Here is a 26,626-nt window from a genome sequence, read left to right on the forward strand (position 1 = left end):
GCGCCGTCCCTGTCGAGACTCGCGCCCTCACCGCGTGTTTCGACGCGGAGGGCGTTTCTCGCGCCGGGAGCGTCAGTCGCGGACGCGCACCGACAGACAGGTGACGCAGCCCTCGAGCTTCTCGAATTCGCTGACGTCGACGGTCACGACGTCGAAGCCGCGGGAGCGGTGGGCGGCGGCCGTCTCGGGCGCGTCGGACGACATCAGAACGGTGCTCTCATCGAGGACGACCACGGCGGTGCCATGCTCTTCCGGGACCCCCTCGAACTTCGGGAAGAGGGCGGGATCGTCCACGAGCGGTCCGAAGCCGATCACGGTGCCATCGGGAAGCGCCGTCACGCCCGACTTGAGGTGGAGCACCTTCGTCACTGGGATCTCGCGCACGTCCCACCCGCGGGCCTCGAGCATCTCGCGCAGCTGCGCGATGCCCGCGGCATTCGTGCGCGATGAGGCGCCAACGTACACGGTGCGCCCGACCTTGAGGACATCACCGCCGTCGAGCGTCCCGGGCTCGACGATCTCGGCGAGCTCGATTCCGGATGCCGACACCGCGGCGCGCACGCTGTCCGCCTCGCCCCGGCGCGAAGCGGCGCCCGCCCGGCAGAGCACCGCGAGGTCGCCGAACATCACCACGGCGTCCTCGACGAAGACGCCGTCGGGCTGGCCGTCGGCCGGGTCGATCTCGATGATCTCCCACCCGCGGGAGCGGAAGGCGTCGACATACTCCCGCCACTGGCGGAGGGCGAGGTCCGCGTCCACGGGGACGCGATCGAGGTGGGTGAGCTCTCCCTCGGCAAGCAGCGGGGAGGGACGGCGGACGAGAAGACGCGACATGTCCCGACCCTACTGGCTCCGCTCAGCGGCGGCGGCCTCGCACCCGGGACGCGCACCCGGTTCGTCCCGGTGGACAGGAGCGGCGCTCTCGCCGCGCGGGCGGAGCGCCGCGCGCGCATCGCCCGGGTCGTGGGCGGTCTCACCACGAGCTGAGGCGGCCACCCCCTCCTGTGCGTCGAGACCGCGGCATCCCTCTCCGGCCCGATAAACGCCGTTCCTGCCGATACACGCCGCGGCACCGCGTGTCTCGACACGGAGGGCGTTCATCGCGGGGTCCGTGCACCGCCGCGGGCATCGTTCGCCGCACATCCCGGCGTAAAGGGGAACGCCCCGCCCCTCGCGAGAGGGACGGGGCGTTCCGCGTGGCGGTCAGACGCCGGGGTAGTTGCGCTCGGCAGCGCCGGTGTAGAGCTGCTGAGGGCGACCGATCTTGGTCTGCGGGTCGGTGATGGCCTCGCGCCACTGGGCGAGCCAGCCGGGCAGGCGACCGATCGCGAACAGCACCGTGAACATGCGCGTGGGGAAGCCCATCGCCTTGTAGATGACGCCGGTGTAGAAGTCGACGTTCGGGTAGAGGCGACGCTCCTTGAAGTAGTCGTCCTCGAGCGCGATCTGTTCGAGCTCCTTCGCGAGGTCGAGCAGCGGGTCGCTGACGCCGAGCGCCTCGAGCACCTCGTCGGCGGCACCCTTGACGAGCTTGGCGCGCGGATCGTAGTTCTTGTAGACCCGGTGGCCGAAGCCCATGAGCTTGACGCCCTCTTCTTTGTTCTTCACCCGCTCGACGAAGCGCTCGACGCTCTCGCCGGAGTCGCGGATGCGGCCGAGCATCTGCAGCACGGCTTCGTTGGCACCACCGTGCAGCGGGCCGGAGAGAGCCTGGATGCCGGCGGAGATCGACGCGAACTGGTTGGCCCCGGTCGAGCCGACGAGACGCACCGTCGACGTCGACGCGTTCTGCTCGTGGTCGGCGTGGAGCATGAGCAGAAGGTCGAGAGCCTTCGTCATCACCGGGTTGACCTCGTAGATCTCGCTCAGCACACCGAAGTTCAGCTTGAGGAAGTTGTCGACGAAACCGAGCGAGTTGTCGGGGTACAGGAATGCCTGGCCGATGCTCTTCTTGTGCGCGTACGCCGCGATCACGGGGAGCTTCGCGAGCATGCGCACCGTGTTGAGCTCGACGTGCTCGGGGTTGTGCGGGTCCGATTCGGACTCGTAGTAGGTCGAGAGAGCTGCGGTCGCCGCCGACAGCACCGACATGGGGTGGGCGGTCGGGGGCAGCGACGAGAAGAAGCGCTTGAGATCCTCGTGCAGCAGGGTGTGACGGCGAATCCGCTCGTCGAACGATGCCAGCTCGGACGCCGAGGGCAGCTCGCCGTAGATGAGCAGCCACGCCACCTCGAGATAGGTGCTGTTCTTCGCCAGCTGCTCGATCGGGTACCCGCGGTACCGCAGGATGCCCTGGTCACCGTCGATGTAGGTGATGGCGGACTTCGTCGACGCCGTGTTCACGAAGCCGTAGTCGAGCGTCGTGTGACCCGTCTGCTTCGTCAGCGACGCGATGTCGATACTCGGGATGCCGTCGGTTCCCCGGAGGACCGGGAATTCGGCGGTGGTGCCCCCCACCGAAAGGGTGGCCTTGTCGTTCTGCGTTCCCGCGTCGCTCACCGCGCCTCCTTGCGATTTCTGGTCGCCCAATTCTTCGACCACGGGGGCGGAGGCACCCGCAGCCTTTCTCGACCGAGGGATGCCACGAGTGCGGCCTCTGCGTCGGCACACGCTCGGAGGGTTGCCCGAACATAGTGCTTTTACAGCCTAGTAGGCCGGGGCGCGTACAGATGACACCGCCAAAGGATGCCCCCATCGAATGGAGGGATCCTCCTCATGGTCGCCGTTGATGTGCGGCGTACGCGGCGGGCGTCACGCCGAACCTGGAGCGGAACGCCGAGATGAAGCTGCTCACCGAGTCGTACCCGACCACGAGCGCGACCTCGTGCACGGGCGCGCCCTGAACGAGCAACCCGACCGCGACGTGCAGGCGCGCCCGCACTCTCCACTCGCGGAAGGTGCGCCCGGTGTCGGAGACGAAGGCGCGGGCGATGGTCTTGGCGCTCACTCCCTCCTGGGCCGCCCACGCGTCGAGGTCGCGATCGTCGTCGGGTGCCGCCAGAAGCGCGACGGCGATCGCACGGGCGCGCGGATCCTGCGGCAGGGCGACGACCTCCCGCGAGACGGGCGCTTCGGCGACCAGATCGCTGAGAAGGCCAAAGCATTCCTGCCGTCGCGTCTCGGGCCGTCCCTCGGCGGCGAGATACCGCAGGAGCGCCCCGCCCAGCGGATCGAGCGTGAGCACGCGCGCCCGATTCCAGCCCGTCGGTGCCGGTCGGTGCCGCTGATCGACGTAGGCGCTGACGAGTTCGCCGGGCTCGGCGAAGCGCATCTCGTGCAGCACCCCGGTCGGAATCCACGCCGCATGGTCGCGGCGGAGGTGCCAGCGGTCGCTCCCGACCGACAGCTCCATGGATCCGGATGCCATCCACGCGAGTTGATCCTCCTCGTGCCGATGCCGGTCGAAGCCGCTGCCGCCGTCCACGGATATCGAGGTGACCGCGAACTCGGCGAATGTCCATCGGCGAACACTCGGCCCCGAGTCCGCGGCATTCACGCGGTCCAGGTGTTCGCCACGCGACATGATCGTGTCCTCGATCAGCATGGGATGTCTCCTCAGGACGATGGCGAGCAAGGTAAGGCAAGGCTAACCTAGCGGCGCCCGAACTCGTCGAACCGGAAGTCCCCATGCCCGCATTCCCGCACCGTTTCCGCCCCGCGCGCCTCGCCGCGCTCGGCACCGCCCTCGCCGTCACCGCCGCTCTCCTCTCGGGCTGCGGCGGCACCGCCACGGCCGTGGCCGAGAACACGACCTATTCCACCGAGCCGAGCGATACGTTCCCGGTCACCGTGACCCACGAGTTCGGCGAGACCACCGTCGAAGCCGAACCGCAGCGCGTCGTCGTCGTCGGCCTCACCGAGCAGGACATCCTTCTCGAGCTCGGGACGCCCCCGGTCGCGACGACCGAGTGGTACGGCGAGCAGCCGTACGCCGTCTGGCCGTGGGCCACCGCCCTCCTGAACGGCGCGGAACCCACCGTCCTCTCGGCCACCGACGGGTTCGAGTTCGAGAAGATCGCCTCGCTCGAGCCCGACCTCATCGTCGGCACGAACGCCAACATGAGCGCCGACGACTACACGAAGCTCAGCGCGATCGCCCCGACGATCGCGAGCGTCCCTGGAACGGAGCGCTACTTCTCCGATTGGAAGGGACAGACCCGCCAGATCGCGCGGGCCATGGGTCGCAGCGCCGAGGGCGAGAAGCTCATCACCGGCGTCGAGGAGCAATACGCGGCCGCAGCCGCGGCGCATCCCGAGTTCGCCGGTAAGACCGCGACGTTCTCGCAGGGCGGCCCCTGGGAGGGCAGCATCTACGTCTACCCGGACGGCTTGAACACTGACTTCCTCACCGATCTCGGCTTCGTCATCACCCCCGGACTGGACAAGTACGTCCAGCAGAAGGGCGCGCAGGCGCTCATCTCCGGTGAGAACATGTCGCTCATCGACGCGGACGTCATCGTCTTCGCCACCGAGAGCGCCGAGTCGCTGCCCGCCCTGCTCGATTTCGGGACGACCCGTTCCCTGTCGGCCGTGGCGAACGGTCACGCGGTCTACACCGACGCCGAACTCGCCGGGGCGATCTACTTCCTCACTCCGCTCAGCCAGAAGTACGTCATCGAGAACCTCGTACCGCGCCTCGAGAAGGCTGTCGCCGGGACGTCTCCGCAGAGCGTCGAGGGCTGACGCACGGTGATCTCTTCTCTCGCGGTCGCGTCGCGCCCCGGTGCGCGGCGCGACCGCCCCTCCACCCCCGCTCGGCGTCGGCGAGCCGTCGGACTCGTCGGAGCCGTCGTCGCTCTCGCGGTGGCCGCGACGCTCAGCGTCGCCGTCGGCTCGAACGCGCTGAGCCCCGCGGAGGTGTGGCACGCCCTCACCGCGCCCTCGGGAACGCTCACCGACCAGGTCGTGCTGGACCTTCGCGTTCCCCGCACGGTCGCGGCGGTCGTCGTCGGGGTGGCGCTCGGCCTCGCGGGTGCCCTCATCCAGGCGTTCACCCGTAACCCTCTCGGGGACCCGGGCATTCTCGGAGTGGATGCCGGGGCGGCCCTGTTCGTCGCGATCGGTGTCGTGCTGGGCGCCGTGTCGGCCGTCCAGTTCCTGCCGTGGGCCTTCGGCGGCGCCCTGCTCGTCACCGTGATGGTGACCGCGATCGGTGGTTCGGGACGCGGGGGCCCCGATCCGGCGCGCCTCACCCTGGCCGGCGTCGCCCTCGGGGCGGTCCTGCTCGGGGTCACGAACGCGATGATGCTGCTGAACCCGGTGACCTTCGCCCGCCTGCGCGGGTGGACGGCCGGCTCGTTCGTCGAGCGCGGGTGGGACGTCATCCTGCCCGTCCTTCCCTTCGTCGGCGCGGGCGTGGTCGTCGCGCTCGCGTGCGCGCGATCCCTGAATGCGCTCGGCCTCGGGGACGAGCTCGCCATCGCCCTCGGGAGCCGGCTCGTCCGCACGCGCGTGCTCTCGATCGTCGCGATCACCGTGCTGGCCGGTTCGGCGACCGCGATCGCGGGCCCTGTCGCCTTCGTCGGCCTCATGGCTCCGCACATCGCTCGATGGATCGTCGGTCCCGACCAACGGTGGATCCTGCCGTACACGATGGTGATCGCTCCCATCGTGTTGCTGCTGTCCGACGTCATCGGTCGCGTGGTGCTGTGGCCGAGCGAGGTACCCGTGGGCATCGTCACGGCGTTCGTCGGCGCGCCCGTCCTGATCGCCCTGGTCCGTCGCACGAGAGCGAGCAGCCTGTGACCCTCACCGCCGGTCCGCGCACGGCAGTCGTCCGCCGGAGATCTCTGTCTCTGCGTTTCCGCGTCCGCACGCTCGTCACCGGCGTGCTCCTCGGCAGCGTCGTCACGGCCGTGGCGATCGTGGCCCTCTGCCTGGGCGACCTCCCCCTCACCCCCGCCCAGGTGGTGGGGGCTCTCCTCGGCACCGACGCCGGCTTCACCGCCACGGTGGTGCGCGAGTGGCGTCTGCCGCGTGTCCTGGGGGCCGTGGTCTTCGGTGTCGCCCTCGGCGTCTCCGGTGCCGTGTTCCAGTCGCTCACGCGCAATCCGCTGGCCAGCCCCGACATCATCGGACTCTCAGCGGGCTCCTACGCGGGTGGCCTGGGCGCGATCCTCCTCCTCGGAGCCGCCGCAGGGAGCGTCCCCGTCTCCGCCGGTGCGATCGTCGGAGGCCTCGTCTCCGCGGCCCTCGTCTACGTGCTCGCCTATCGGCGCGGCATCCAGGGGTTCCGTCTCATCGTGGTGGGCATCGGGGTGTCGGCGATGCTCCAGGCGCTCAGCACCTACCTGCTTCTGCGGGCGAAGGTCGAGGTCGCGATGGTCGCCGCGGTCTGGGGGGCGGGTTCGCTCTCTCCCGTCGGGTGGGCGCAGCTCCTGCCGGCTGCGGGAGTCGTCGTGATCGCTCTCGGCGCGCTCGGAGCCTTCTCGGGTGCGCTGTCGCGCCTCGAGCTCGGCGACGACGCGGCGCGTGCACTCGGCATCCGGGTCGAAAGGGTGCGTCTCGGCCTCATCGTGGGTGCGGTCGCCCTCACGGCCGTCGTCACCGCGGCCGCGGGTCCGATCGCGTTCGTCGCACTCGCCGCTCCCCAGATCGCGCGCCGGCTCACCCGCACCGCGGGGATCGCGCTCGCACCCTCGGGGCTCGTCGGGGCCCTCGTCCTGACGGCCTCGGACATCGTCGCCCAGCACGTGCTGCCCACTCCCCTTCCCGTCGGACTCGTCACGGTCGTCGTCGGCGGGATGTACCTCGTCTGGCTCCTCATCCACGAATCACGGAGACGCGCATGACCGCTCCCGCCCGCCTCGCCGCCACGGATCTCACCATCGGCTACGACCGCCGCGTCATCTCGGAGGGACTGTCGGTGGCCATCCCCGACGGGTCCTTCACCGTGATCGTCGGGGCGAACGCCAGCGGCAAATCCACCCTGTTGCGTGCCCTCGCACGTCTGTTGACCCCGATCGCCGGAACGGTGCGCCTCGACGAGCGGTCGCTCAGCGACTACCCGCCCAAGGAGCTGGCGCGCGCGGTGGGCCTCCTCCCCCAGACCTCGCTCGCTCCCGACGGCATCACCGTGGTCGACCTGGTCGCGCGGGGGCGATACCCGCATCAGGGCTTTCTCCGACAGTGGTCCCCTCAGGACGAAGCGGCGGTGACGGCGGCGATGGATGCCACGGGCACGACCGATCTGTCCGGCCGCCTCGTCTCCGAGCTCTCGGGCGGTCAGCGCCAGCGCGTCTGGATCGCGATGTCGCTCGCGCAGGAGACGCCGATCCTCCTGCTGGACGAGCCGACGACGTTCCTCGACATCGCGCACCAGATCGAGCTCATGGAGCTGCTCACCGACCTCAACGCGCAGGGCCGGACCCTCGTGGCCGTGCTGCACGACCTGAATCAGGCCGCGCGCTACGGGAGCCACCTCATCGCGGTGAAGGACGGGCGCATCGTCACCGAGGGCGCACCCGCCGACATCGTCACGGCCGAGATGGTCGAAGAGGTCTTCGGTCTGCGCTGTGTGGTCACCCCGGACCCCGTGTCGGGGACACCCGCGGTGTCGGCGCTCGGGCGCGCGCGGGTGGCCCACGGATGAGGATGCTGCTCCAGGCACCCGCTGAACCGGTTCCCACGCGCGAGATCCCGATCACCGAGGGGACGAGTCCGCGCCGCCTGGCCCTGCGGGTGATGCGCGCCGCTCCGCGGTACACCGTTCCCGCCGCGGTCCTGTCGATCACCCACCAGCTGGGCGAGGCGCTGGTGCCGATCGTCATGGGACTGGCGATCGAACGCGCCGTGACGACGGGCGACCCGGTTCAGCTCGCGCTCTGGCTGAGCGTCTTGGCGGCGGACTTCCTCGTCCTGTCGTTCTCGTGGCGCTTCGGCTCGCGGCTCGCCGAACTCGGCATGCTGGCGGTACAGCATCGCCTGCGCGCCACCGTTTCCGCACACCTGCTCCACCGTTCGCCGCGCCCGGGACGCCCCTCCGACCAGCCCGGGGTCGCTCTCTCCCTCGCGACGTCCGATGCCAACCGCCTGTCCGAGGCCGTCGAGATCGGCATCTACCCCGTGGGTCAGCTCGCCGCCGTCCTCTTCGGCGGCACCGTCCTCCTGACGATCTCGTGGCCCCTCGGTCTTGCCGTGCTCCTCGGAGCACCTCTGCTTCTCGGGCTCACCGAACGCGCCGGCCGCCGACTGCGCGATCGCAGCGGTCAGGAGCAAGAGGCGGCCGCGGCCGCGGCCGGGCGGGCCGCAGACCTGCTGAGCGGCTACCGCGTCATCCGCGGCATCGGCGCCGAGGCCGAGGCCAGCCGCCGCTATCGCCGTGCCAGCCGAACCGCCCTTGCCGACACCGTGCGCGCCCGCCGCGCGGAAGGCACGTTCGGGGGCGCCATGAGCATCGTCACCGGTCTCTTCCTTACCGCGATCGCGGTGATCGCCGCGGTCCTCACCTTGTCGGGGACGCTCGGACTCGGCGAGTTCATCGCGGTGGTCGGGCTCGCCCAGTTCCTCCTCGACCCGCTCGGGGCTCTCGCGCTGAACACCGGGTCGTGGTGGGCGTCCGCGACCGCCTCCGCGACGCGCGTCCTCGACCTCCTGCGAGATGAGGAGCCCCTCACGGCGGTCGCGGACGAACCCCGACTCCCCGTCTCGCTCCCCGACGTGCAGCCGGGCGAGTTCGTCGTCGTGTCGTGCGCGGGAGCACGGGCCGCCGACGTGGTCGCGGCGCTGCGCGCGCGGCATCCGGAGGCCCTGCACGCCCCGCACGCGGCGCACCTGTTCAGCGGGAGCGTGACCGAGAACGTGCAGGCCTTCGGGAGGGATGCCGACGCCCTCGCCGCCGCTCTGTACGCCGCCGCGTGCGATGAGCTCGCCGACGTTCTCCCGCAGGGCCTGGCGAGCGGCGTCGGCGAGAACGGCACGGCGCTCTCCGGAGGCCAACGCCAGCGCGTCGCCCTGGCCCGGGCGCTGGCGCGCGATCCCGACCTCCTCGTGCTGCACGATCCCACCACGGCCGTCGACGCGGTGACGGAAGCACGCATCGCCCAACGCGTGCACCAGGCACGCCGCCATCGGCGCACCATCGTGGTCACCCGCGCTCCCGCGTTCGCGGCGGTGGCCGATCGCGTGGTTCGGCTGACGGACGGAGGACACGCGTGAGCACGCCTCTTCCCGTCGCCTCCGCCCGCGAGGTCGCCCGGGAGCTCCGCCGATCCGTGGCACGCGGGTGGTGGCGGGTCCCGGGGCTGGTCCTCGTCGTCCTCGCCGCAGCGGTGGCGGGCGTGGTCGGTCCTCTCGCCCTCGGCGGCGTGGTCGACGCCATCGGCGCAGGCGACGACGCTCCCCACCTCGCGGGCCTCCTCGCGGCCGTGATGGCCGGCGCGGTCGTGGCCGGGGCCGTCCTCACCGCCGTCGGCATGGTCGCCGCGTCGCAGCTCTTCGAGGGCGCTCTCGCCGATCTTCGCGAACGGATGGTCGACGCCGCTCTGCACCTGCCTCCCTCGCGCGTGGAACGCGCGGGAACGGGCGATCTCGTCGCGCGCGCGGGCGATGACGTCGCCCAGGTGTCGGATGCCATCCCGCGCGTGGTCCCCGCCCTCGTCGGGGCAGCGTTCACCATCGTCGTCACCCTCATCGGCATGGCTGCCATCGATCCGTGGTACGCCCTCGCTCTCCTCGTCGTCTCGCCGCTGCACGTGATCGCCGTGCGGCTCTATCTGCGCTCGGCCCCCGGTGTCTATGCGGCCGAACGCGCAGCGATGGCCGGGCGGGCTCAGCATCTCCTCGACGCTCTGCGGGGGTTCGAGACGGTGCGCGCGTACGGTGCGGAGTCCGCCCACCTCGCGCGGATCGCGGAGGCGTCGTGGAACGTCGTGCGCTGGAGCATGCGGGCGCGTGGCATCCAGAACCTCTTCTTCGCCCGGCTCAACGCGGCCGAGTTCCTCGGCATGGCGGGGCTGCTCGCGGTCGGGTTCGTCCTCGTGTCGAACGATGTCGGAACCGTCGGCGGCACCACGGCCGCGATGCTGTTGTTCCTGCGACTGTTCGGCCCCATCAATCAGCTGCTCTTCGTCGTCGACGATCTGCAGTCGTCTCTCGCCTCGCTCGCGCGGATCGTCGGCGTCATCCGCTCGGCGCCCCCGGGCCCTCCGCCCGTTCCCACGCCCGCGGGCGAGGACGTGCGCATCATCGATGTCACGCACGCGTACGACGCCGGCCATCCCGTCCTGCACGCGGTGACGGTCCGCGTCGACGCGGGCGCCACCGTGGCCGTGGTCGGAGCCTCGGGAGCCGGCAAGTCCACCCTCGCCGCCATCGCCGCCGGCGTGCACGAACCCGTCGAAGGAGTGGTGCACCGTCCGGCATCCGTCGCTCTCGTCACGCAGGACGTGCACGTCTTCGACACCGACCTGCGCGAGAATCTGACGCTCGCCGCACCCGACGCGAGCGAGGACGACCTGCATCGGGCCCTGTCACGAGTGAGCGCCGACGGCATCGTCGCCCGCCTTCCGCGTGGCCTCGACGAACCGGTCGGCGCCTCCGGCACCGCGCTGTCGGCGGCAGAGGCCCAGCAACTCGCCCTTGCGCGCGTGATCCTCGCCGACCCCGCGTTCGTCGTCCTCGACGAGGCGACCGCCGAAGCCGGCTCGACGGAAGCGGGACGCCTCGAGGACGCCGCTCTCGCCGCCGTCGAGGGCCGGACGGCGCTGGTCGTGGCCCACCGTCTGAGTCAAGCGGCCTCCGCCGACCGCGTCGTCGTCCTGGACCACGGGCGCGTGAGCGAAGAGGGTACGCACGACGACCTTCGCACCTCGGATGGCCCCTACGGGCGGCTCTGGGAAGCCTGGAGTCGGTCGACCTGAGTCAGGGAGTCAAGCGCTCGGCGGCGGCCGCGATCCGCTCGTCGGTCGCCGTCAGCGAGAAACGCACGTGGTTCGGGTAGTGCGTCCCGTAGAAGTGCCCTGGTCCGACCAGGATGCCGAGATCGGCGAGACGCCCGACGCTCTCCCATGCGTCGCGCCCCTCCGTGGCCCAGAGGTAGAGACCTGCTTCGCTGCGGTCGACGGTGAAGCCGGCCGCCTCCACCGCGGGCTTCAGCATGGCCCGGCGGTGGGCGTAGCGCTCGCGCTGCTCGAGCACGTGCGCGTCGTCACCGAGCGCCACCGTCATCGCCCGCTGAACGGGCGCGGGCGGGATGAGGCCGAGGTGCTTGCGTCCGGTCAGCAGTCGCGCGACCAGCTGTTCATCCCCGGCGAGGAAGGCCGCGCGGTAGCCCGCGAGGTTCGACTGCTTGCTCAACGAGTACACAGAGAGCACGCTCGTCAGGTCGTCCCCGACCACGGCCGGATCCAGCGCGCTCGGCACGCGTTCCGCGTCCCAGGGGGCGTCCCAGCCCAGCTCGGCGTAGCACTCGTCGGACGCGAGGACGGCTCCGAGCTCACGAGCCCGGGCGACGGCATCCGCCATCTCGGGTACCGAGAGCACCCGGCCGTCCGGGTTTCCGGGTGAGTTGACCCACACGAGCTTCGTGTTCGCGGGCCAGTCGGACGGATCGTCGGATGCCACCGGCTCCGCGCCGACGAGACGGGCACCGACCTCGTAGGTCGGGTAGGCGGCCCGGGGGTGCACCACGGCATCGCCGGGGCCCAGTCCGAGCAGGAGCGGAAGCAGGGCGACGAGCTCCTTCGAGCCGACGGTGGGCAGCACCTGCGCCGGGGTCAGCCCGGGAACGCCCCGGCGACGGGCGTACCAGTCGACGATCGCCTCCCGCAGCGCCGGTGTGCCCGCGGTCGCGGGGTAGGCGTGCGCGTCCGTCGCATCGGCGAGAGCCTCGGCGACCACGGCGGGAGTGGGGTCGACGGGCGAGCCGATCGACAGGTCGACGATCCCGGCGGGGTGGCGTCGTGCGCGCTCGGCGAACGGGGCGACGGCGTCCCAGGGGTAGTCGGCGAGCTCGGCGACGCCCACGGGTCAGTGACTCTGCGGAGGAAGGGCGGTGATGACCGGATGATCCTTGGCGATCACGCCGACCTTGGCCGCACCACCGGGAGAACCGATGTCGTCGAAGAACTCGACGTTCGCCTTGTAGTAGTCGGACCACTCCTCGGGCAGATCGTCCTCGTAGTAGATCGCCTCGACGGGGCAGACGGGCTCGCACGCCCCGCAGTCGACGCACTCGTCGGGGTGGATGTAGAGCGACCGCTCTCCTTCGTAGATGCAGTCGACCGGACACTCGTCGATGCAGGCGCGGTCTTTGACATCGACACACGGGAGGGCGATCACGTAAGTCACCCGTCCAGTCTAATCGCGCTTACCCGCCCGGCCTCGCCCGCGCGCCGTCTGACCTATGATCCGTCGATGTCAACGCGCCGGAACGGCGGGGTCCGGGGTCGTCTCGCCGCCGGTCCCCTGCGGCGCGGTCGACACGCCCGGCCAGAACGCCACGAGCACCATGAGCGCCGGCCCCACGACCGTCCACACCAGCGGAACCCACTCGGTTCCGGGCGTCGGCGCGGCGACGATGGCCGAGCCGCCCCGCCCCACCTGCGAGAACACATAGGTCACGAGGGTGATACCGAGACCGCCCGCCAGCGCGTTCACACGGTCGCCCGTGAGCGTGCGCAGGGCGATCAGGAGAGCCGCACTGCCGACCGTCGCGAGCAGCAGCCCGACCGGGATCGGCCCCACGAGGAATGCTTGCGCCACCGTACCGGCCGTTCCGTAGAACGCCCCCACGAGGAGCGCTACGGCCCAACCGACGATGCGCAGGATGCCAGAGTTCACCCGATCAGTGTAGATGCGCCCACATGCCCACATGCTGGACTCGAAGTCCCCGCCCACTGGGCGGTTGCCGCACACCGCGTATGAATTCGCCGCTCCATCCCCCACTTCTCTCGACAGAGGGACTCTTGCCCTGACGGAGCCCGAGCCCTCGCCGCCTCTGTCGTGTCATCGTCGCGCGGTCACAGCGCCCATCCCCACAACCGGAGAAGCGCTGCCGTCCCCGCCGCACCCGCGACGACGACGAGGAAGGGCATCCGCGCCCACAACAGCAGCGCGGCCACACCGAGGGCCGGGACACGCGCATCGACCACGATCGACGCGCCCGCCCCGAGCGTCTGCACGACGACGAGCGCCGACAGCAGCGCCACCGTGAGCAGATCGGCGATGCGGGCCGGTCGGGGCGACTCGAGCCACCGCGCGGGAAGCAGGTAGCCCACCCCCTTCAGCGCGACGCAGAGAACGGATGCCAAGAGAATGGCGGTCCAGAGGGTCACGGCATCCCTTTCTCTTCTGCGACGCCGGTCGGCGTGGGGGTGGGGGAACGCCCGTCGAACAGCCCGACCGCGACGGCGACTCCCGCGGCGGCGATGACGGGGATTCCGGGTATGAGCACCGGGGTCAGGACCGCGGCGACGACCGCCGCGCCGAGGGCCACGGCGAGGGGTTGGCGACCCCGCAATCGCGGCCAGAGCAGGGCGAGGAACGCGGCCGCAGCGGCCGCATCCAAGCCATAGGAGCGTGGGTCGCCCAGCACGTCTCCGAGGAGGGCGCCGAGGAGAGTCGATACGTTCCACCCGACCCAGATCGCCACGCCCGTGACCCAGAACCCCACCTGACGGGCACGCGGCTCGCTCTGAGCGAGCCCTACGGCAACCGACTCGTCGATGGTGAACGGCGTCGCCCCCGCCTTGCGCCAGAAACCGCCCGCGACGATCGGTGCCATGCGCATCGCATACGCGGCGTTGCGCACCCCCAGCAGCACGGCTGACGCGATGGCGGCGGGGGCGGCGGCCACTCCCCCGGCGGCGATGACCCCGACGAACGCGAATTGCGAGCCGCCGGTGAACATCAGCAGACTCAGCACACACGTCTGCCAGACATCGAGACCGGATGCCACGGACAGGGCGCCGAAAGAGATGCCGTACGCGCTCGTGGCGAGAGCCACGGCAAGACCCTGGCGAGCGGCGACACCCTCGGGTGTTCGAGAGAACGAACGCATGGTCATCATGGTGAACGAGCAGGTGTCGTTCGTCAAGTCGAACGATCGGCGACCATAATGAACGGATGAGTGATCTCGGCGACCGTATCGCGGCGACCCTGCGACGCGAACGCGCGCGCCGCGATCTCAGCGTCTCCGAGCTCGCCCGACGCGCCGGCGTGGCCAAGGCCACCGTCTCGCAGCTCGAGAACGGCGGCGGCAATCCGAGCGTCGAAACCCTGTGGGCCCTGGCTTCGGCGCTCGAGGTCCCCTTCGCGGTCCTCGTCGATGAGGGCGTACGCTCCCCCACCCTGATCCGCGCGGGAGAGGCGGCCACGGCGGTGCCGTCGTCGGCATCCGATTATCTGGCGGTGCTGCTGTCGGCGAGTCCGCCGCACGCGCGGCGCGACATCTACCTGTTGAGCGCCGAGCCGGGATCGCCGAGATCGTCCGACCCGCACCCGCGCGGCACGGTCGAGCACCTCGTGATGGTCTCGGGTCGCGGGCGCGTCGGACCCGCCGACGACCCGTACGAGCTCTCCCCCGGCGACTACCTCTCGTACCCCGGCGATGCCCCGCACGTCTTCGAGGCCTTGACCCCCGGCATGAGCGCCGTCTGCGTGGTCGAATCGCGCTGAGCCACCGCCGACACCCGTCGATAAACGCCGAGCGTGCCGAAACACGCCACGTCTCCGCGTGTCTCGGCAGGATCAGCGTTTATCGACGACAAGTAGGGCGCGCATCGCACCGCACGGCTGGATGAGATGACGAACGGCCCCGCCGAGCGTGAGCTGGACGGGGCCGTTGGACGACGCGGTGGTCAGGCGTTGGCATCCTGACGCTTGAGGCGCGAGGCGGCACGGCCGCGCTCGGTCGCGTCGAGCACGACCTTGCGGATGCGCACCTTCTCGGGCGTGACCTCGACGCATTCGTCGTCGCGCGCGAACTCGAGCGACTCCTCCAGCGTGAGCACGCGCGGGGGCGTCATCGACTCGAAGGAGTCGGAGGTCGACGAACGCATGTTCGTGAGCTTCTTCTCCTTGGTGATGTTGACGTCCATGTCGTCGGCGCGCGAGTTCTCGCCGATGACCATGCCCTCGTAGACCTCTTCGGTGGGCTGCACGAAGAAGCTCATGCGCTCCTGCAGGGCGATCATGGCGAAGGGGGTCACGACGCCCATTCGGTCGGCGACGATCGAGCCGTTCTGACGCGTGGTGATCGAACCGGCCCAGTCGTCGTAGCCGTGCGAGATGGCGTTGGCGATGCCGGTGCCGCGCGTGATCGTGAGGAACTCGCTGCGGAAGCCGATGAGACCGCGCGAGGGGACGACGAACTCCATGCGCACCCAGCCGGTGCCGTGGTTGGTCATGTTGTCCATGCGGCCCTTGCGGGCGGCCATGAGCTGCGTGATCGCGCCGAGGTGCTCCTCGGGAGCGTCGATCGTGAGGTGCTCGAACGGCTCCTTGAGCTTGCCGTCGTCGCCGCGCTTGGTGACCACCTGGGGCTTGCCGACGGTGAGTTCGAAGCCCTCGCGGCGCATGTTCTCGACGAGGATCGCGAGAGCGAGCTCTCCGCGGCCCTGGACCTCCCAGGCATCGGGACGACCGATGTCGACGACCTTGAGCGAGACGTTACCGATGAGCTCGCGGTCGAGACGGTCCTTGACCATGCGCGCGGTGAGCTTGTGGCCCTTGACCTTGCCCATGAGGGGCGAGGTGTTGGTGCCGATCGTCATTGAGATGGCGGGGTCGTCGACCGTGATGGCCGGAAGCGGACGCACGTCCTCGGGGTCGGCGATGGTCTCGCCGATCGTGATGTCGGGGAAACCGGCGATCGCGACGATGTCGCCGGGGCCGGCGTCCTCGGCGGGGTAGCGCTCGAGCGCGCGGGTCTTCAGCAGCTCGGTGACACGGGCGTTGCTGGTGGTGCCGTCGGCGCGCACCCAGGCCACGGTCTGGCCCTTCTTCAGCGTGCCGTTGAAGACGCGCAGAAGCGCGAGACGGCCGAGGAACGGCGACGAGTCGAGGTTGGTGACCCAGGCCTGCAGCGGCGCCTCGTCGTCGTAGGCGGGAGCCGGGACGTGCTCGAGGATCGCGGCGAACAGCGGCTCGAGGTCGTCGTTGTCGGGGAGCGCGCCGTTGTCGGGACGGTTCAGCGATGCCGCACCGGCACGGCCCGAGGCGTAGACGACCGGCACGTCGAGCAGGGCGTCGACGTCGAGGTCGGGCACGTCGTCGACCAGGTCGGACGCGAGGCCCAGCAGCAGGTCGTGCGCCTCTTCTTCGACCTCGGCGATGCGCGCGTCGGGACGGTCGGTCTTGTTGACCAGCAGGATGACGGGAAGCTTCGCCTCGAGCGCCTTGCGCAGCACGAAGCGGGTCTGGGGCAGTGGACCCTCGGACGCGTCGACGAGCAGCACGACGCCGTCGACCATCGACAGGCCGCGCTCGACCTCGCCACCGAAGTCGGCGTGACCGGGGGTGTCGATGACGTTGATCGTCACCGGAACGTCGGTGTGGACGCCGTTGTACTCGATCGCCGTGTTCTTGGCGAGGATCGTGATGCCCTTCTCGCGCTCGAGGTCGTTCGAGTCCATCGCGCGCTCTTCGATGTGCGCGTGCTCGCCGAACGAGCCGGTCTGGCGGAGCATGGCGTCGACGAGGGTCGTCTTGCCGTGGTCGACGTGCGCGACGATCGCGACGTTACGGAGGTCAGGACGAAGGGCGTGCGCCATGGAGGGTCTCCAGGAAAGATTGGGGTGTCGCCCGGAATCGGGCCCTCCCACTCTACCGGGCGTCCGCAACTTTCCCTGGCAGGCAGCAGAAAGGGCGAGATCCCATCTGGAATCCCGCCCTTCGCTGTACGGACCTCAGGACGCCGGCGTGTCCCGAAGCAGCTCGTGTCGCAGCTCGCGGCGGGCCGCCTGGACCTCGACATCGGGCACCGGGATCGCGGCGATGAGACGCTGCGTGTACGCCTCCTTCGGCGCGCGCAGGATCTCGTCGCGCGTGCCCTGCTCCGCGATCTTGCCGCGGTTGAGCACGACGATCCGGTCGGCCATGGCATCCACCACGGCGAGGTCGTGGCTGATGAAGAGGCACGCGAAGCGGTGCTCCTTCTGCAGCTCGCTGAGGAGCTCGAGCACACGTGCCTGCACGGAGACGTCCAGAGCACTCGTCGGCTCGTCGGCGACGAGCAGTCGGGGCTGCAGCGAGAGAGCGCGCGCGATGCCGACGCGCTGCTTCTGACCACCGGAGAGCTCGTGCGGGTAGCGGTTGCGGTAGCTGCGCGGAAGACGCACCTCGTCGAGGAGCTTCTCGACGCGTGCATCGAGCTCGGCGCCCTTCGCCTCGCCGGCGAGGAAGAGCGGCTCACCGATCGACTCGCCGATGGGAAGTCGGGGGTTCAGCGACGACGACGGGTCCTGGAACACGATGCCGACGCGACGACGGAGCGACTTGATCAGTTTGCGCGAGCCGCTCGAGATGTCGACGCCGTCGACCACCAGGCGGCCATCGGCGATCGGCTGCAGACCGATCGCGGCACGACCGATCGTGGACTTGCCCGAACCCGACTCCCCCACGAGGCCGACGATCTCGCCCTCGGCGATCCCGAGCGTCACGTCGTCGACGGCACGGAACGCGGCGACGCGGCCCTTCTTGCCGTACTCGATCGACACGTGCTCGAGCTCGAGCACCGGATGCGCGATGACGGGCGCGGCTGCCGCGAGCGTCAGCTCCTCGGTGTGCGCCGGGCCCTCGGCCACGGCCGCGGCAAGAGCCTCGACGATGTCGACCGTCGCCTCGCCCTCGAGCGTCTCACCCAACCGCGGAACCGACGCGAGCAGTTCCTTGGTGTAGTCGTCCTGCGGGTTCCCGAGCACGACCGCCGCCGGCCCCTGCTCGACGATCTCGCCCGACTTCATCACGACGATCCAGTCCGCGAGGTCGGCCACCACACCCATGTCGTGGGTGATGAGCAGCACCGCCGAGTCGAGGCGGTCACGCAGGTCGCGGATGAGGTCGAGGATCTCCGCCTGCACGGTCACATCGAGTGCCGTGGTGGGCTCGTCGGCGATGAGCAGGGCGGGCTCGAGGCTGATGGACTGCGCGATCATGGCGCGCTGACGCTGACCGCCCGAGAGCTGATGCGGGTACGACGCGAACGCCTTGGCCGGGTCGGGCAGGCCGACCATCCCCAGCAGCTCGAGGGCGCGCGCCTTCGCGGCCGACGGCGCGATCGGCGTGTGCGCGCGAAGCGCCTCGATGATCTGCGACCCCACGGTCAGCACGGGGTTCAGCGCCGTCATCGGCTCCTGGAAGATGGCGGCCACCTCGGGTCCGCGCAGCTCGCGCATCTGTCGCCCCGACAGACCCGTGATCTCTCGACCGTTCACCTTGATGCTGCCGGTGACACGGCTGTTCTTCGGAAGAAGGTCGAGCACGGCCATCGAGCTCACGCTCTTTCCCGAACCCGACTCGCCGACCACGGCGACGACTTGGCCGCGCGCGATCGAGTAGTTCAGGTTCTTCGCGGCCGGAACCCAGACATCGTCGACAGCGAAGTCGACGCTGAGGTCGGTCATCTGGAGGGCGGGGATGCCCGCCGTCTCGGTCGTGCTCATGAGACTGTCCTCTCGGTCCCGCTCAGCGGGAGTGAGTGATCGGAAAATGAAAGAATCGGAGGATGCCACGCCAGACGTTCCGCTCGACGTTCACCCGCATCCTGTGCGTCACCGCCTGGGCGATCATCGCCGCGGTCGGGATCGGTCTTCTCGTGGTCCCGGGAGCTTCCGAAGCGCCCGTCCTGGTGATCATCGGCGCCCTGGGTGCCGCGGCGGCCGTCACGGCCGTGCTCTGGTCTCCGTCGATCTCCGTCGACGACGAGGCCGCGCAGGTCGACAACATCGCTCTCCGCTACCGCGTGCCCTGGGCCGCGCTGATCCATGTCGACACCCGTTACGCCCTTCAGCTGCACACGCCCGGACGCCGCATCGGCGTGACCGCCGCACCGGTGCCGGGCGCGGCCGGATCGCTCCGCGCGATGCGCGCTCACCGACGCAGCGAAGGCGTGACCGCACCGAACACCCGCCCGGGCGAACTGCCCGGGACGGATTCCGGCAACGCCGCGGAGATGGTCCGCACGCGCTGGCACGCTCTGCGCGATGCCGGTCGCGTGGAGGCCGGCATCGCCGAATCGGTTCCGGTGACCGTGACCCCGCGCGTCGACAACCTGCTGCTGCTGATCGCGGGTATCGCCGGAATGGTGCTGGCCGTGGTGCTGGCCTGACACCCGCCGAGAGACGGCCGTCATGACGACGGCGTCTCCGGGTGGACCCGTGCCTGCGTGCTGGCAGGAGCCGTCGTCGACGACGCCGGCTGCTCCTTCGTGCGCCGCAGCGAGAACCGCTTCTGACGCGGGTCGAAGGCGTCGCGCAGACCGTCGCCGACGAAGTTCACGAGAACGGCGAGCAGCACGATGAAGACAGCGGGCCACCAGAACAGCCACGGCCGCGTCTGGAACGCCGACTGGTTGTCGGAGATGATCAGGCCCAGCGACACGTCGGGCGGCCGCACGCCGAGCTGCAGGTAGCTCAGCGCCGTCTCGAGGAGGATCGCGGATGCCGCGAGCAACGTCGCCGCGACGATGACCACGCCGATCGCGTTCGGCAGGATGTGCTTGAAGATGATGCGTGCGTCGCTGGCACCCGCGACCCGAGCGGCCTCGACGAACTCGCGCTCGCGCAGGGAGAGGAACTCGGCGCGCACGAGGCGCGCGATGGTCGTCCACGAGATCATCGCGAGGAAGAACGCCAGCGGGATGACACCCAGACCACCCGTGGCGCGGCCGACGACCGCACCGATCACGATGATCGGGATGACGATGAAGACGTCGGTGATGCGCATGAGCACGGAGTCCACCCAGCCGCGGTAGTACCCGGCGAGAGCACCGATCACGGTGCCGACGGCCGTGCCCACGAAGCTGATCACGATCATGACGAGGATCGAGTTCTGGATGCCGCGCATGGTCATCGCGAAGTAGTCGATGCCGATGCGGTCCTGACCGAACGGGTGTTCTCCGACCGAGAACGGCCACAGCGAGAGCGTGGGTGCTCCCCCGTCGTTCTGCGGGTTCAGGGAAGTGTAGTCGTACTTCCACCATCCCGGGATCGGGCCGAGACCGATCGCGGAGATCGAGAAGACGGCGACGAGGACGAACAGGATGCCGGAGACAACGGCGACCTTGTTCGCGAGGAAGCGCCGGAGGATGAGCCGCCCCTGGCTCACCCCGACCGTGTTCCGTTCGTCGGCGGGAGCCGGCGCGTCGACGTTGGCCGGTTCGGGAAGCATCTGGGTCATCGGAGGACCTCCGGGATTCGGACGGCGGCGATCATGCGACCACTCGCACGCGCGGGTCGAGCGTGGCGTAGGCGAGATCAGCCAAGAAGTTGAAGACGATCGCGGTGATCGCGATGACGATGAAGTAGCCCATCACGGGATTCACGTCGACGCGCTGAATCGATGTCACGAACAGCTGCCCCATTCCGGAGATCGCGAACACCTTCTCCGTGATGACAGCACCGCCGAGGAGCGCGCCGACGTCGGTCGCGACCAGGGTGACGATCGGGATGAGCATGTTGCGCAGTCCGTGGCGCAGGATCACCGTGCGCTCGGGCAGGCCCTTGGCCCGCGCCGTGCGGATGTAGTCCTGGTTCATCACCTCGAGCATTCCGGCGCGCGCGTAACGCGTGTACCCGGCGAACGAGATGAGCAGCAGCGAGATCGTCGGAAGCAGGAGGTGGGTGAACGTGTCGATCCCGCTGATCCACATGTCGCCGGAGAACCCCGGAGTGTTCGCACCGACGGTCGCGATCGGACGACCGTTGATCCGGGGGTTGCTCACGTACTGGGGCCAGGACTGCATGTACCGGTCGAGGACCACGAGCGCACCGGAGAGGAACGCCACCAACGCACCGATGCGCGCGGCCATTCCGCGGTCGGGGGCGCCCAGGAGATAGCCCGAGACGACACCGACCACGACGGCGACGACCCCGAGGATGATGATCGTGTTGAACGTCGAGATGTCGAACAGGCCCTGCAGGGCGAAGTAGCACGCGTAGGCGATCGCGCCGTTCAGCGCGGCGACGATGAGCGCACGGCGGTTCTGCAGACCCGCGATGAGGGCGGTCGTGATCACCACGACCCCGCCGATCAGCAGAAGGAGCCCGACGGGCCCGAGGCCCGGGTTGCGGAACCAGTCCGTGACGTTGAAGTACACGAGCAGGGCGACGGTCGCCAGACCGGCGACAGCGCCGACGATCACGCGACGACGCGCGTCACCGCCGATCATGGCCTGCCAGATGATGGCGGTGATGACGGCCAACAGGGCGATCAGCCAGATCGGAATGGCCGTGGCCGATTCCAGGAAACTGTTGAAGCCCAGCGCCATGAACTCCTTCAGGAGCACCGCGACGAGGAAGGACGGCAGCGAGAACAGGAAGAAGCTCAGCAGAGTGATGCCGAAGTCGAATCCGCTGTGCTGACGCAGTGCGGAGACGACGCCGACCACGATGCCGAGGACGATGGCCAGCACGAACGACGCCGTCACGAGCTGGAGAGTGGAACCGATGGCGGTCGGCAGGATGTCGAGCACGGCCGCGTTCGAGACGGTGAGGCCGAGGTTGCACGCACCCGTGAAGGGAACGAGGCAGCCGGCGGCCCCGCCCAGCCAGAGGAAGTAACGCAGGGGCACCGGGACGTTCAGGTCGAGCGCCGCGACGCGCGCGGCGATGAGCTGGTCACGGTTTGTGGCGGAGCTGTCGCGCAGGTCCTGCAGCGGGTCGCCGGAGTTGGCGGCCAGAACGTACATGATGAATGACGCTGCGAGCAGAACCAGGATCGAGACGGCGATGCGCCTGAGAATGAATCCGACCATCGCGGGAGGTCTTCTTTCGATCGGGTGGAAAGGCACCTGTAGGTGCCCAGGAAAGGATAGTCGCGTGCGGTCCGGGTTCGGCGCACGCGCGCAGACGAAGCGAGGCGCCGGAGTCGGGCGACTCCGGCGCCTCGCGGGGGATCAACGGGTTATCAACCCGCCAGCGTCCACTCCTGCGCGTTCCACACGATGCCCGTCTGGCCACCGAAGTAGTCGATGCCCTGGACGGAACCGTTGTCGGCGAAGAGACCGGGCGACTGGAACAGCGGCAGACCGTAGTAGTCCTTGGCCGTCTCCGCGTCGATCTTCACCTTGATGTCAGCAAGCTTGGTGGCATCGGTCGTGACCTGGCTCTCGTCGACGAGGGTGTCGACGGTGGCGTTGCTGTAGTTGTTGTAGTTTCCGCCGCCGCCGGTCTTGAAGATCTGCGGGAGAGCGGCGTTACCGGCACCCGGCGAGACCCATCCGAAGATCGAGACGTCGTAGCTGCCGCTGCCGAGGAGCTTGCCCCAGTCGGGCGAGCCGGCGTCCACGATGTTGAAGCCGGCCTGCTGCGCCGACTGCTGGATGGCGCGGAAGCTGTCGACACGGTTGGGGTTGTTCGTGTTGTACAGGATACGGACCGTGGGGGTCGCACCGTTCAGCAGCGTCTTGGCACCCTCGATGTCGGGTTCGGTGAACTTGTCGTACCCGCTCGCCGCGACGGCGGTCTCGTACTGGTCGCCGTCCGTGGGCAGGAAGACCTGCGAGTTCAGGACGTTGGCGTCCGGGTTCACCGGCTTGATGATCGAGTCGAGGATCTGCTGGCGCGGGATCGTCTTGAGGAACGCCTCGCGGACGTTCGCGTCGGCGAAGACGCCGCCGAAGCTCAGGTCGACGTGGTCGTACGCGAGCTGGCTGCCCGAGTGGACCGTCGCGTTGGCGTTCTTGAGCGCCGTCAGCGTGTCGGCCGAGGCCTGCGGCTGGATCGCCTGGACCTCACCGTTCTGAAGGGCCGTGACCTGCGCGTTGGCGTCACCGATGAAGCGGATGATCAGCTGGTCGTACGAGGGCGACATCTTGCCCTTGTAGTTGGGGTTCTTGCCCAGCGTGATGCTCTGCTCGGGCGTGAAGTCGGTCACGATGAACGGACCGCTCGCGACGAGGAGGCTCGCGTCGGTCGGCATGGCCGTGACGTCGTAGCCCTTGTTCCAGAAGTCGGCCGCTGCCTTCAGGGTCGCGTTGGGGGCGACGGGCGCGTCCGGGTTGCCCTTGGGGGTGTCCTTGAGGAGCTTGACGAAGTCCTCCTCGGAGACGCCCGCCTTCTCGGCGAGCACGTGGGCGGGCTTGCCGATGGGGTTCACGAGCTCGTAGTCCACGAACGGCTTCGAGTACACGAGGGTCATCGACATGTTGTCGTCACTGATCGTCGGGAACGCGGTGCTGTCCAGACCCGCGGTGCTGCCGGCGAGGGTGAAGTACTGCGTGCCACCGTTGGTGACGGCGCCGCTCTCGTCGAGCTTCGCGTCGTCGTAGTACCCGGAGTTGATGGCCCAGTTGACGAGCATGTCATCGGCGTTGATGGGCTGGCCGTCCGACCAGGTCAGGCCCTCGTTGATCGTGTACTTGACCGTCAGCGGGTCGTCCGACACCTTCTCGTACGTGCCGAAGTCGGTGTTGTCGATGACGCTGAAGTCCTTGTCGAGGCGCTGGAAGCCACCGAGGCCGAGACCGCCGCTGACACCGGTGAGGTAACCCACCATGCCGTTGGTGTCGAGGTTGGCCTCGGGGGTGTCACCGTTGAACGAGGTGAACGCGTTGGTGGTCGCGATCGTGATGGTGCCGCCGGAGGCGGAGGATCCGCCTTCGGGTGCTGCCGTCGTGGTGCAGCCGGCGAGGGCGAGCGCCGCGACGGCGACACCTGCTCCCGCCGTCAGGGCGCGCATGCGCCGAGTCTTTTCAGACACTTTGCCTCCAGTGCAAGGTTGGCGATTCCCCGCGCAGCAAACACCAGCGGGGGGAGCCGTGGATACGGAAACGATAGGTAAATGCACTGCGTTGGTCAAAACTCCTGGGGAAACCGTTACATACCTTTAATTCGGGAACGGTTGCATGTGGCAATCTGACAACATGATCCGCGACTCGGCCTTCTACGACCCCGGGATCGAACAAGACGCCTATCGCCGTCGACGGCTGCCGTGGGAGATCACGCTCGTCCTGTTGGTCACGGTCGGTCAGTCGGCGATCTACTCCGTCGTCTCGTTCGTCCGCGCCGCCACGCGCGCCCCGATCTCGCAGCAGCAGACGCAGCTGAATCCCTCCCGCAGCGCGGAACCGCTGTGGGACGCGATCTACCAGTTCCTGGACATCTTCTTCTCGCTCGCCCTCGTCGCGCTCGTGGTGTACCTCCTCTGGGAGCCGGGCCTGAGCGCGTTCCGACGCATCGGACTCGACGTCCGTCGGTTCGGCGGGGACACTCTGCGAGGTGTCCTCCTGGTCGCGCTCATCGGTGTTCCCGGTATCGGCGTCTACGCGGCGGGGCGGGCGCTCGGCCAGAGCATCGCCGTCATCCCGGCACCACTCGATTCCTCGTGGTGGGTGATCGGCCTCCTGATCCTCGCCGCGCTACGAGCCGGGTTGACCGAAGAAGTGATCTTCCTCGGTTACCTCTTCGACCGCCTGCGACGACTCGGCTGGTCATGGACGTGGGTCATCGTCTCGACCGCTCTCCTGCGCGGGAGCTACCACCTCTATCAGGGATGGCCTTCGGCGCTCGGGAACGTCGTCATGGGCCTGGTCTTCGGGTGGTGCTATCGGCGCTGGGGCCGGGTCATGCCCCTGGTGATCGCCCACACGATCATCGACATCGTCGCGTTCGTCGGCTACCCGCTGGCCGCAGCCTGGTGGCCCGGCATCTTCACGCCGACACCGGCTCCCACCCCGACCGCCACGCCCTGAGGTCGACGTGGCAGCCGGGCCTCGGCATCCGGAGGCCGGAAGCGCGACTTACGGGGTGGTCACCGTCCACGCCCAGAAGGACGGCGGCACGCCATCGGGCTCGGAAGTGTAGGCGACGCCCCCGACGCCCTTGCCCACCGCGACGGCGCCGGTGCGCTCGAACAGCGGGACACCGGCGTAGGCGGTGAACAGCGAGCGGTCGATGTCCTTCGCACTGGCCAGGACGTCGACCGGGTCCGTGTCGTTCGTGAGTTTGCGGAAGGCGCGCTGCGCGTCGGGGCCGTCGACCCCTTCGGCCAGGCGATCCCGCGAGGAGCGGTACAGGCTCTCGTCCTCCCCGACCCAGGACAGGGTGGCTTCCGCCTGCTCGCCCGCGGAGGCGGCTCGAACGGCGATCCCCGCCTTCGCCCCCATCGTCACCAGCCGCGTGAAGACGGCACTGGACACGTCGTCGGTGGAGTCGTACGAGACACGGAGGACGGCGGCGCGGTCCTCGAGCGCGGAGCGCGCGGCATCCGGATCCGCCGAGGTCCCCGGAGCGTTGTTCCCCGCCGTGAGGTCGTTGTAGAGCTGCCCCGTGGCGGGCGAGGAGAGGAAGGACTGCAGCGGACGCGCCTCGGGGCGGACTTTCTGCAGCAGCTCCTTGACGAGGGAGTCGCGGTCGAGCGACAGGGTCATGGCTTGCCGGAGGGCGGCGGGGGTGCCGTCGGCGAACCGCAACTGGAGGGTCTGAGTCGTGGGCCCGGTCGTGACCTGCACGCCCGCGTCAGTGAGGGCCGCGAGCTGCGTCGGGTCGAGGTCGCCGACATTGGCCACGTCGACCTCCCCGGCCGTCACCGCGGCGAGCTGCGCGGCGCGATCAGGGAAGAACCGAACGACGAGGCCGGTCAGACCCGGAAAGTGGGCACCCAGGTAGTCGTCGCGACGTTCGAGCGTCACGGCGTCCGCGGTCACCGCGGAGACCTTCCAGGGCCCCGCCGCCACCGCTGACGATGCGTCGGGGACTCCTCCCGCCGGTGCGTCGAACCCGGTGTTCCACGCGGCTGCAGCGGCCGCGAGGACGGGGTTCGGCGTCGCAGGGGCCGAGGGGTCACCCTTCGCCGTGGAGAGAATCGCCGAGATGAGTTGCTGAACGCTGACGCCGGCCTTCTGGGCGACGACGTGCACGGGGCGATCGAGCATCCACTGACGATTCCAGTCGGCGAACGGCTCGTCGTACACGAGGGTGAGCGTGTCCTTCGCCCGGTTGAGGGTCGGACGCTCCGTTCGGGCGTTCGGATCGGCGGGGACCGCGGTCTGGAAGTATCGCGTGCCCGAGACGATCTGTCCCTGCGCGTCGTAAGTCGCGTCGTCGAAGAAGTGCGACGAGACCGCCCATCCGAAGAGGAGGTCGTCCAAGCTCACGGGCGTCCCATCGGACCACGTGCGGTCGGGGAAGAGCTCGTAGCTGACGGTGAGGGGATCACCCTCGACACGCGTGATGCGCCCCAGCCCGTTGTTCGGCACGACCTGGAGGTCTCCGTCGAGCGAACCGAGTCGCTCATCCAGAAGCGACGACACCGCGCGGTTCGCGGACGTCGCACCCTGCGCGGTCGCCGCGTTGAAGCTGGTGAGGGATCCGACCACGCCCACGGTGAGACTTGTCCGCACCGGCTTCTCGGGCTCCGGGGCCGGCTCCGGCGCGGAGCAGGCGGACAGCGCGAGGGTCGCGACGATCGCCAGTGCCGTCGCGGTCAGCAGACGCCCGGAACGTGTGGTCAATCGAGGTACATGAGA

At 69.4% G+C, this 26,626-nt stretch carries 23 protein-coding genes; 9 read left to right on the top strand and 14 right to left on the bottom strand.

Annotation, left to right across the window (positions count from 1 at the left end):
* Positions 1–72 precede the first annotated feature (72 nt).
* From ddaH to NS220_RS04120, 3 genes are all read right to left on the bottom strand, one after another.
* The gene (gene ddaH, locus NS220_RS04110; protein WP_058622828.1) at positions 73–834 is read right to left on the bottom strand and encodes a dimethylargininase; all 762 of its coding nucleotides are present in this window, start codon (positions 832–834) and stop codon (positions 73–75) included.
* A 369-nt stretch (positions 835–1,203) separates the two neighbouring features.
* The gene (locus tag NS220_RS04115) at positions 1,204–2,499 is read right to left on the bottom strand and encodes a citrate synthase (protein WP_081322971.1); all 1,296 of its coding nucleotides are present in this window, start codon (positions 2,497–2,499) and stop codon (positions 1,204–1,206) included.
* A gap of 214 nt (positions 2,500–2,713) precedes the next feature.
* A complete protein-coding gene (locus tag NS220_RS04120; protein ID WP_058622829.1) occupies positions 2,714–3,544 on the bottom strand; it encodes a helix-turn-helix transcriptional regulator in 831 nt (276 codons plus the stop codon).
* An 83-nt stretch (positions 3,545–3,627) separates the two neighbouring features.
* Between NS220_RS04120 and NS220_RS04125 the strand changes: the two genes are divergently transcribed.
* From NS220_RS04125 to NS220_RS04150, 6 genes are read left to right on the top strand one after another with little or no spacing between them, the layout of a single operon-like run.
* Positions 3,628–4,683: an ABC transporter substrate-binding protein gene (locus NS220_RS04125; RefSeq protein ID WP_058622830.1), complete on the top strand. Its 1,056-nt coding sequence runs from the start codon at positions 3,628–3,630 to the stop codon at positions 4,681–4,683.
* Between the two features lie 6 nt (positions 4,684–4,689).
* Complete coding sequence (locus NS220_RS04130) at positions 4,690–5,745, top strand: FecCD family ABC transporter permease (RefSeq protein ID WP_081322972.1); 1,056 nt, start codon at positions 4,690–4,692, stop codon at positions 5,743–5,745.
* Complete coding sequence (locus NS220_RS04135; protein ID WP_058622831.1) at positions 5,742–6,791, top strand: FecCD family ABC transporter permease; 1,050 nt, start codon at positions 5,742–5,744, stop codon at positions 6,789–6,791. Before NS220_RS04130 ends, NS220_RS04135 begins: the two co-directional genes overlap by 4 nt.
* A complete protein-coding gene (locus tag NS220_RS04140; protein WP_058622832.1) occupies positions 6,788–7,591 on the top strand; it encodes an ABC transporter ATP-binding protein in 804 nt (267 codons plus the stop codon). The genes NS220_RS04135 and NS220_RS04140 overlap by 4 nt, the downstream gene beginning before the upstream one ends.
* A gap of 2 nt (positions 7,592–7,593) precedes the next feature.
* The gene (locus NS220_RS20530) at positions 7,594–9,156 is read left to right on the top strand and encodes an ABC transporter transmembrane domain-containing protein (RefSeq protein ID WP_242864528.1); all 1,563 of its coding nucleotides are present in this window, start codon (positions 7,594–7,596) and stop codon (positions 9,154–9,156) included.
* Complete coding sequence (locus NS220_RS04150; RefSeq protein WP_058622833.1) at positions 9,153–10,859, top strand: ABC transporter ATP-binding protein; 1,707 nt, start codon at positions 9,153–9,155, stop codon at positions 10,857–10,859. The genes NS220_RS20530 and NS220_RS04150 overlap by 4 nt, the downstream gene beginning before the upstream one ends.
* A 1-nt stretch (position 10,860) precedes the next feature.
* Here NS220_RS04150 and dapC read toward each other — a convergent pair whose 3' ends face one another.
* The 5 genes from dapC to NS220_RS04175 form a co-directional block, all read right to left on the bottom strand.
* The gene (gene dapC / locus NS220_RS04155) at positions 10,861–11,964 is read right to left on the bottom strand and encodes a succinyldiaminopimelate transaminase (RefSeq protein WP_058622834.1); all 1,104 of its coding nucleotides are present in this window, start codon (positions 11,962–11,964) and stop codon (positions 10,861–10,863) included.
* Between the two features lie 3 nt (positions 11,965–11,967).
* Positions 11,968–12,288, bottom strand: coding sequence for a ferredoxin (fdxA, locus tag NS220_RS04160; protein WP_013586172.1), 321 nt, complete (start codon positions 12,286–12,288; stop codon positions 11,968–11,970).
* Positions 12,289–12,357: 69 nt separating this feature from the next.
* A complete protein-coding gene (locus NS220_RS04165; protein ID WP_081322974.1) occupies positions 12,358–12,780 on the bottom strand; it encodes a histidinol dehydrogenase in 423 nt (140 codons plus the stop codon).
* 179 nt (positions 12,781–12,959) lie between these two features.
* Entirely contained in the window at positions 12,960–13,274 is a 315-nt protein-coding gene (locus tag NS220_RS04170; protein WP_058622835.1) for an AzlD domain-containing protein, read from the bottom strand.
* Positions 13,271–13,999 carry an AzlC family ABC transporter permease gene (locus tag NS220_RS04175; RefSeq protein WP_058622865.1) on the bottom strand — a complete coding sequence of 243 codons (729 nt, stop codon included), beginning with the start codon at positions 13,997–13,999 and terminating at the stop codon, positions 13,271–13,273. Before NS220_RS04175 ends, NS220_RS04170 begins: the two co-directional genes overlap by 4 nt.
* 65 nt (positions 14,000–14,064) lie before the next feature.
* On the opposite strand from NS220_RS04175, the gene NS220_RS04180 reads away from it, so the two are divergent.
* Positions 14,065–14,616 (top strand): helix-turn-helix domain-containing protein, encoded by a 552-nt coding sequence (locus tag NS220_RS04180; protein ID WP_058622836.1) that lies wholly within the window; start codon positions 14,065–14,067, stop codon positions 14,614–14,616.
* 182 nt (positions 14,617–14,798) lie between these two features.
* Here the strand turns inward: NS220_RS04180 and typA are convergent, their stop codons facing one another.
* Together typA and NS220_RS04190 are read right to left on the bottom strand one after the other, a co-directional pair.
* Positions 14,799–16,712, bottom strand: coding sequence for a translational GTPase TypA (typA, locus tag NS220_RS04185; RefSeq protein ID WP_058622837.1), 1,914 nt, complete (start codon positions 16,710–16,712; stop codon positions 14,799–14,801).
* 135 nt (positions 16,713–16,847) lie between these two features.
* Complete coding sequence (locus tag NS220_RS04190; protein ID WP_058622838.1) at positions 16,848–18,602, bottom strand: ABC transporter ATP-binding protein; 1,755 nt, start codon at positions 18,600–18,602, stop codon at positions 16,848–16,850.
* Between the two features lie 62 nt (positions 18,603–18,664).
* Here NS220_RS04190 and NS220_RS04195 point away from each other — a divergent pair, with 62 nt between their 5' ends.
* Positions 18,665–19,267, top strand: coding sequence for a hypothetical protein (locus NS220_RS04195; RefSeq protein WP_058622839.1), 603 nt, complete (start codon positions 18,665–18,667; stop codon positions 19,265–19,267).
* A 20-nt stretch (positions 19,268–19,287) separates the two neighbouring features.
* On the opposite strand, the gene NS220_RS04200 is transcribed toward NS220_RS04195, so the two are convergent.
* From NS220_RS04200 to NS220_RS04210, 3 genes are all read right to left on the bottom strand, one after another.
* Positions 19,288–20,337: an ABC transporter permease gene (locus NS220_RS04200; protein WP_058622840.1), complete on the bottom strand. Its 1,050-nt coding sequence runs from the start codon at positions 20,335–20,337 to the stop codon at positions 19,288–19,290.
* A gap of 31 nt (positions 20,338–20,368) precedes the next feature.
* Entirely contained in the window at positions 20,369–21,913 is a 1,545-nt protein-coding gene (locus NS220_RS04205) for an ABC transporter permease (protein ID WP_058622841.1), read from the bottom strand.
* 152 nt (positions 21,914–22,065) lie between these two features.
* Positions 22,066–23,838, bottom strand: a complete 1,773-nt coding sequence (locus NS220_RS04210; RefSeq protein WP_058622842.1) for an ABC transporter family substrate-binding protein — start codon at positions 23,836–23,838, stop codon at positions 22,066–22,068.
* A 184-nt stretch (positions 23,839–24,022) separates the two neighbouring features.
* Between NS220_RS04210 and NS220_RS04215 the strand changes: the two genes are divergently transcribed.
* A complete protein-coding gene (locus NS220_RS04215) occupies positions 24,023–24,850 on the top strand; it encodes a CPBP family intramembrane glutamic endopeptidase (RefSeq protein WP_058622843.1) in 828 nt (275 codons plus the stop codon).
* A 48-nt stretch (positions 24,851–24,898) separates the two neighbouring features.
* Here the strand turns inward: NS220_RS04215 and NS220_RS04220 are convergent, their stop codons facing one another.
* The gene (locus tag NS220_RS04220; RefSeq protein WP_058622844.1) at positions 24,899–26,611 is read right to left on the bottom strand and encodes an ABC transporter substrate-binding protein; all 1,713 of its coding nucleotides are present in this window, start codon (positions 26,609–26,611) and stop codon (positions 24,899–24,901) included.
* Between the last annotated feature and the right edge of the window lie 15 nt (positions 26,612–26,626).

It is taken from the genome of Microbacterium testaceum (genome assembly GCF_001476655.1).
GTDB lineage: Bacteria > Actinomycetota > Actinomycetes > Actinomycetales > Microbacteriaceae > Microbacterium > Microbacterium testaceum_C.

What these genes read in the sequence shown, in the direction of transcription:
- ddaH (WP_058622828.1), bottom strand. Translation starts at nt 834, where the DNA reads ATGTCGCGTCTTCTCGTCCGCCGTCCCTCCCCGCTGCTTGCCGAGGGA.
- NS220_RS04120 (WP_058622829.1), bottom strand. Translation starts at nt 3,544, where the DNA reads ATGCTGATCGAGGACACGATCATGTCGCGTGGCGAACACCTGGACCGC.
- NS220_RS04125 (WP_058622830.1), top strand. Translation starts at nt 3,628, where the DNA reads ATGCCCGCATTCCCGCACCGTTTCCGCCCCGCGCGCCTCGCCGCGCTC.
- NS220_RS04140 (WP_058622832.1), top strand. Translation starts at nt 6,788, where the DNA reads ATGACCGCTCCCGCCCGCCTCGCCGCCACGGATCTCACCATCGGCTAC.
- NS220_RS20530 (WP_242864528.1), top strand. Translation starts at nt 7,594, where the DNA reads ATGCTGCTCCAGGCACCCGCTGAACCGGTTCCCACGCGCGAGATCCCG.
- NS220_RS04175 (WP_058622865.1), bottom strand. Translation starts at nt 13,999, where the DNA reads ATGCGTTCGTTCTCTCGAACACCCGAGGGTGTCGCCGCTCGCCAGGGT.
- NS220_RS04180 (WP_058622836.1), top strand. Translation starts at nt 14,065, where the DNA reads ATGAGTGATCTCGGCGACCGTATCGCGGCGACCCTGCGACGCGAACGC.
- typA (WP_058622837.1), bottom strand. Translation starts at nt 16,712, where the DNA reads ATGGCGCACGCCCTTCGTCCTGACCTCCGTAACGTCGCGATCGTCGCG.
- NS220_RS04190 (WP_058622838.1), bottom strand. Translation starts at nt 18,602, where the DNA reads ATGAGCACGACCGAGACGGCGGGCATCCCCGCCCTCCAGATGACCGAC.
- NS220_RS04195 (WP_058622839.1), top strand. Translation starts at nt 18,665, where the DNA reads ATGCCACGCCAGACGTTCCGCTCGACGTTCACCCGCATCCTGTGCGTC.
- NS220_RS04200 (WP_058622840.1), bottom strand. Translation starts at nt 20,337, where the DNA reads ATGACCCAGATGCTTCCCGAACCGGCCAACGTCGACGCGCCGGCTCCC.
- NS220_RS04205 (WP_058622841.1), bottom strand. Translation starts at nt 21,913, where the DNA reads ATGGTCGGATTCATTCTCAGGCGCATCGCCGTCTCGATCCTGGTTCTG.
- NS220_RS04210 (WP_058622842.1), bottom strand. Translation starts at nt 23,838, where the DNA reads ATGCGCGCCCTGACGGCGGGAGCAGGTGTCGCCGTCGCGGCGCTCGCC.
- NS220_RS04215 (WP_058622843.1), top strand. Translation starts at nt 24,023, where the DNA reads ATGATCCGCGACTCGGCCTTCTACGACCCCGGGATCGAACAAGACGCC.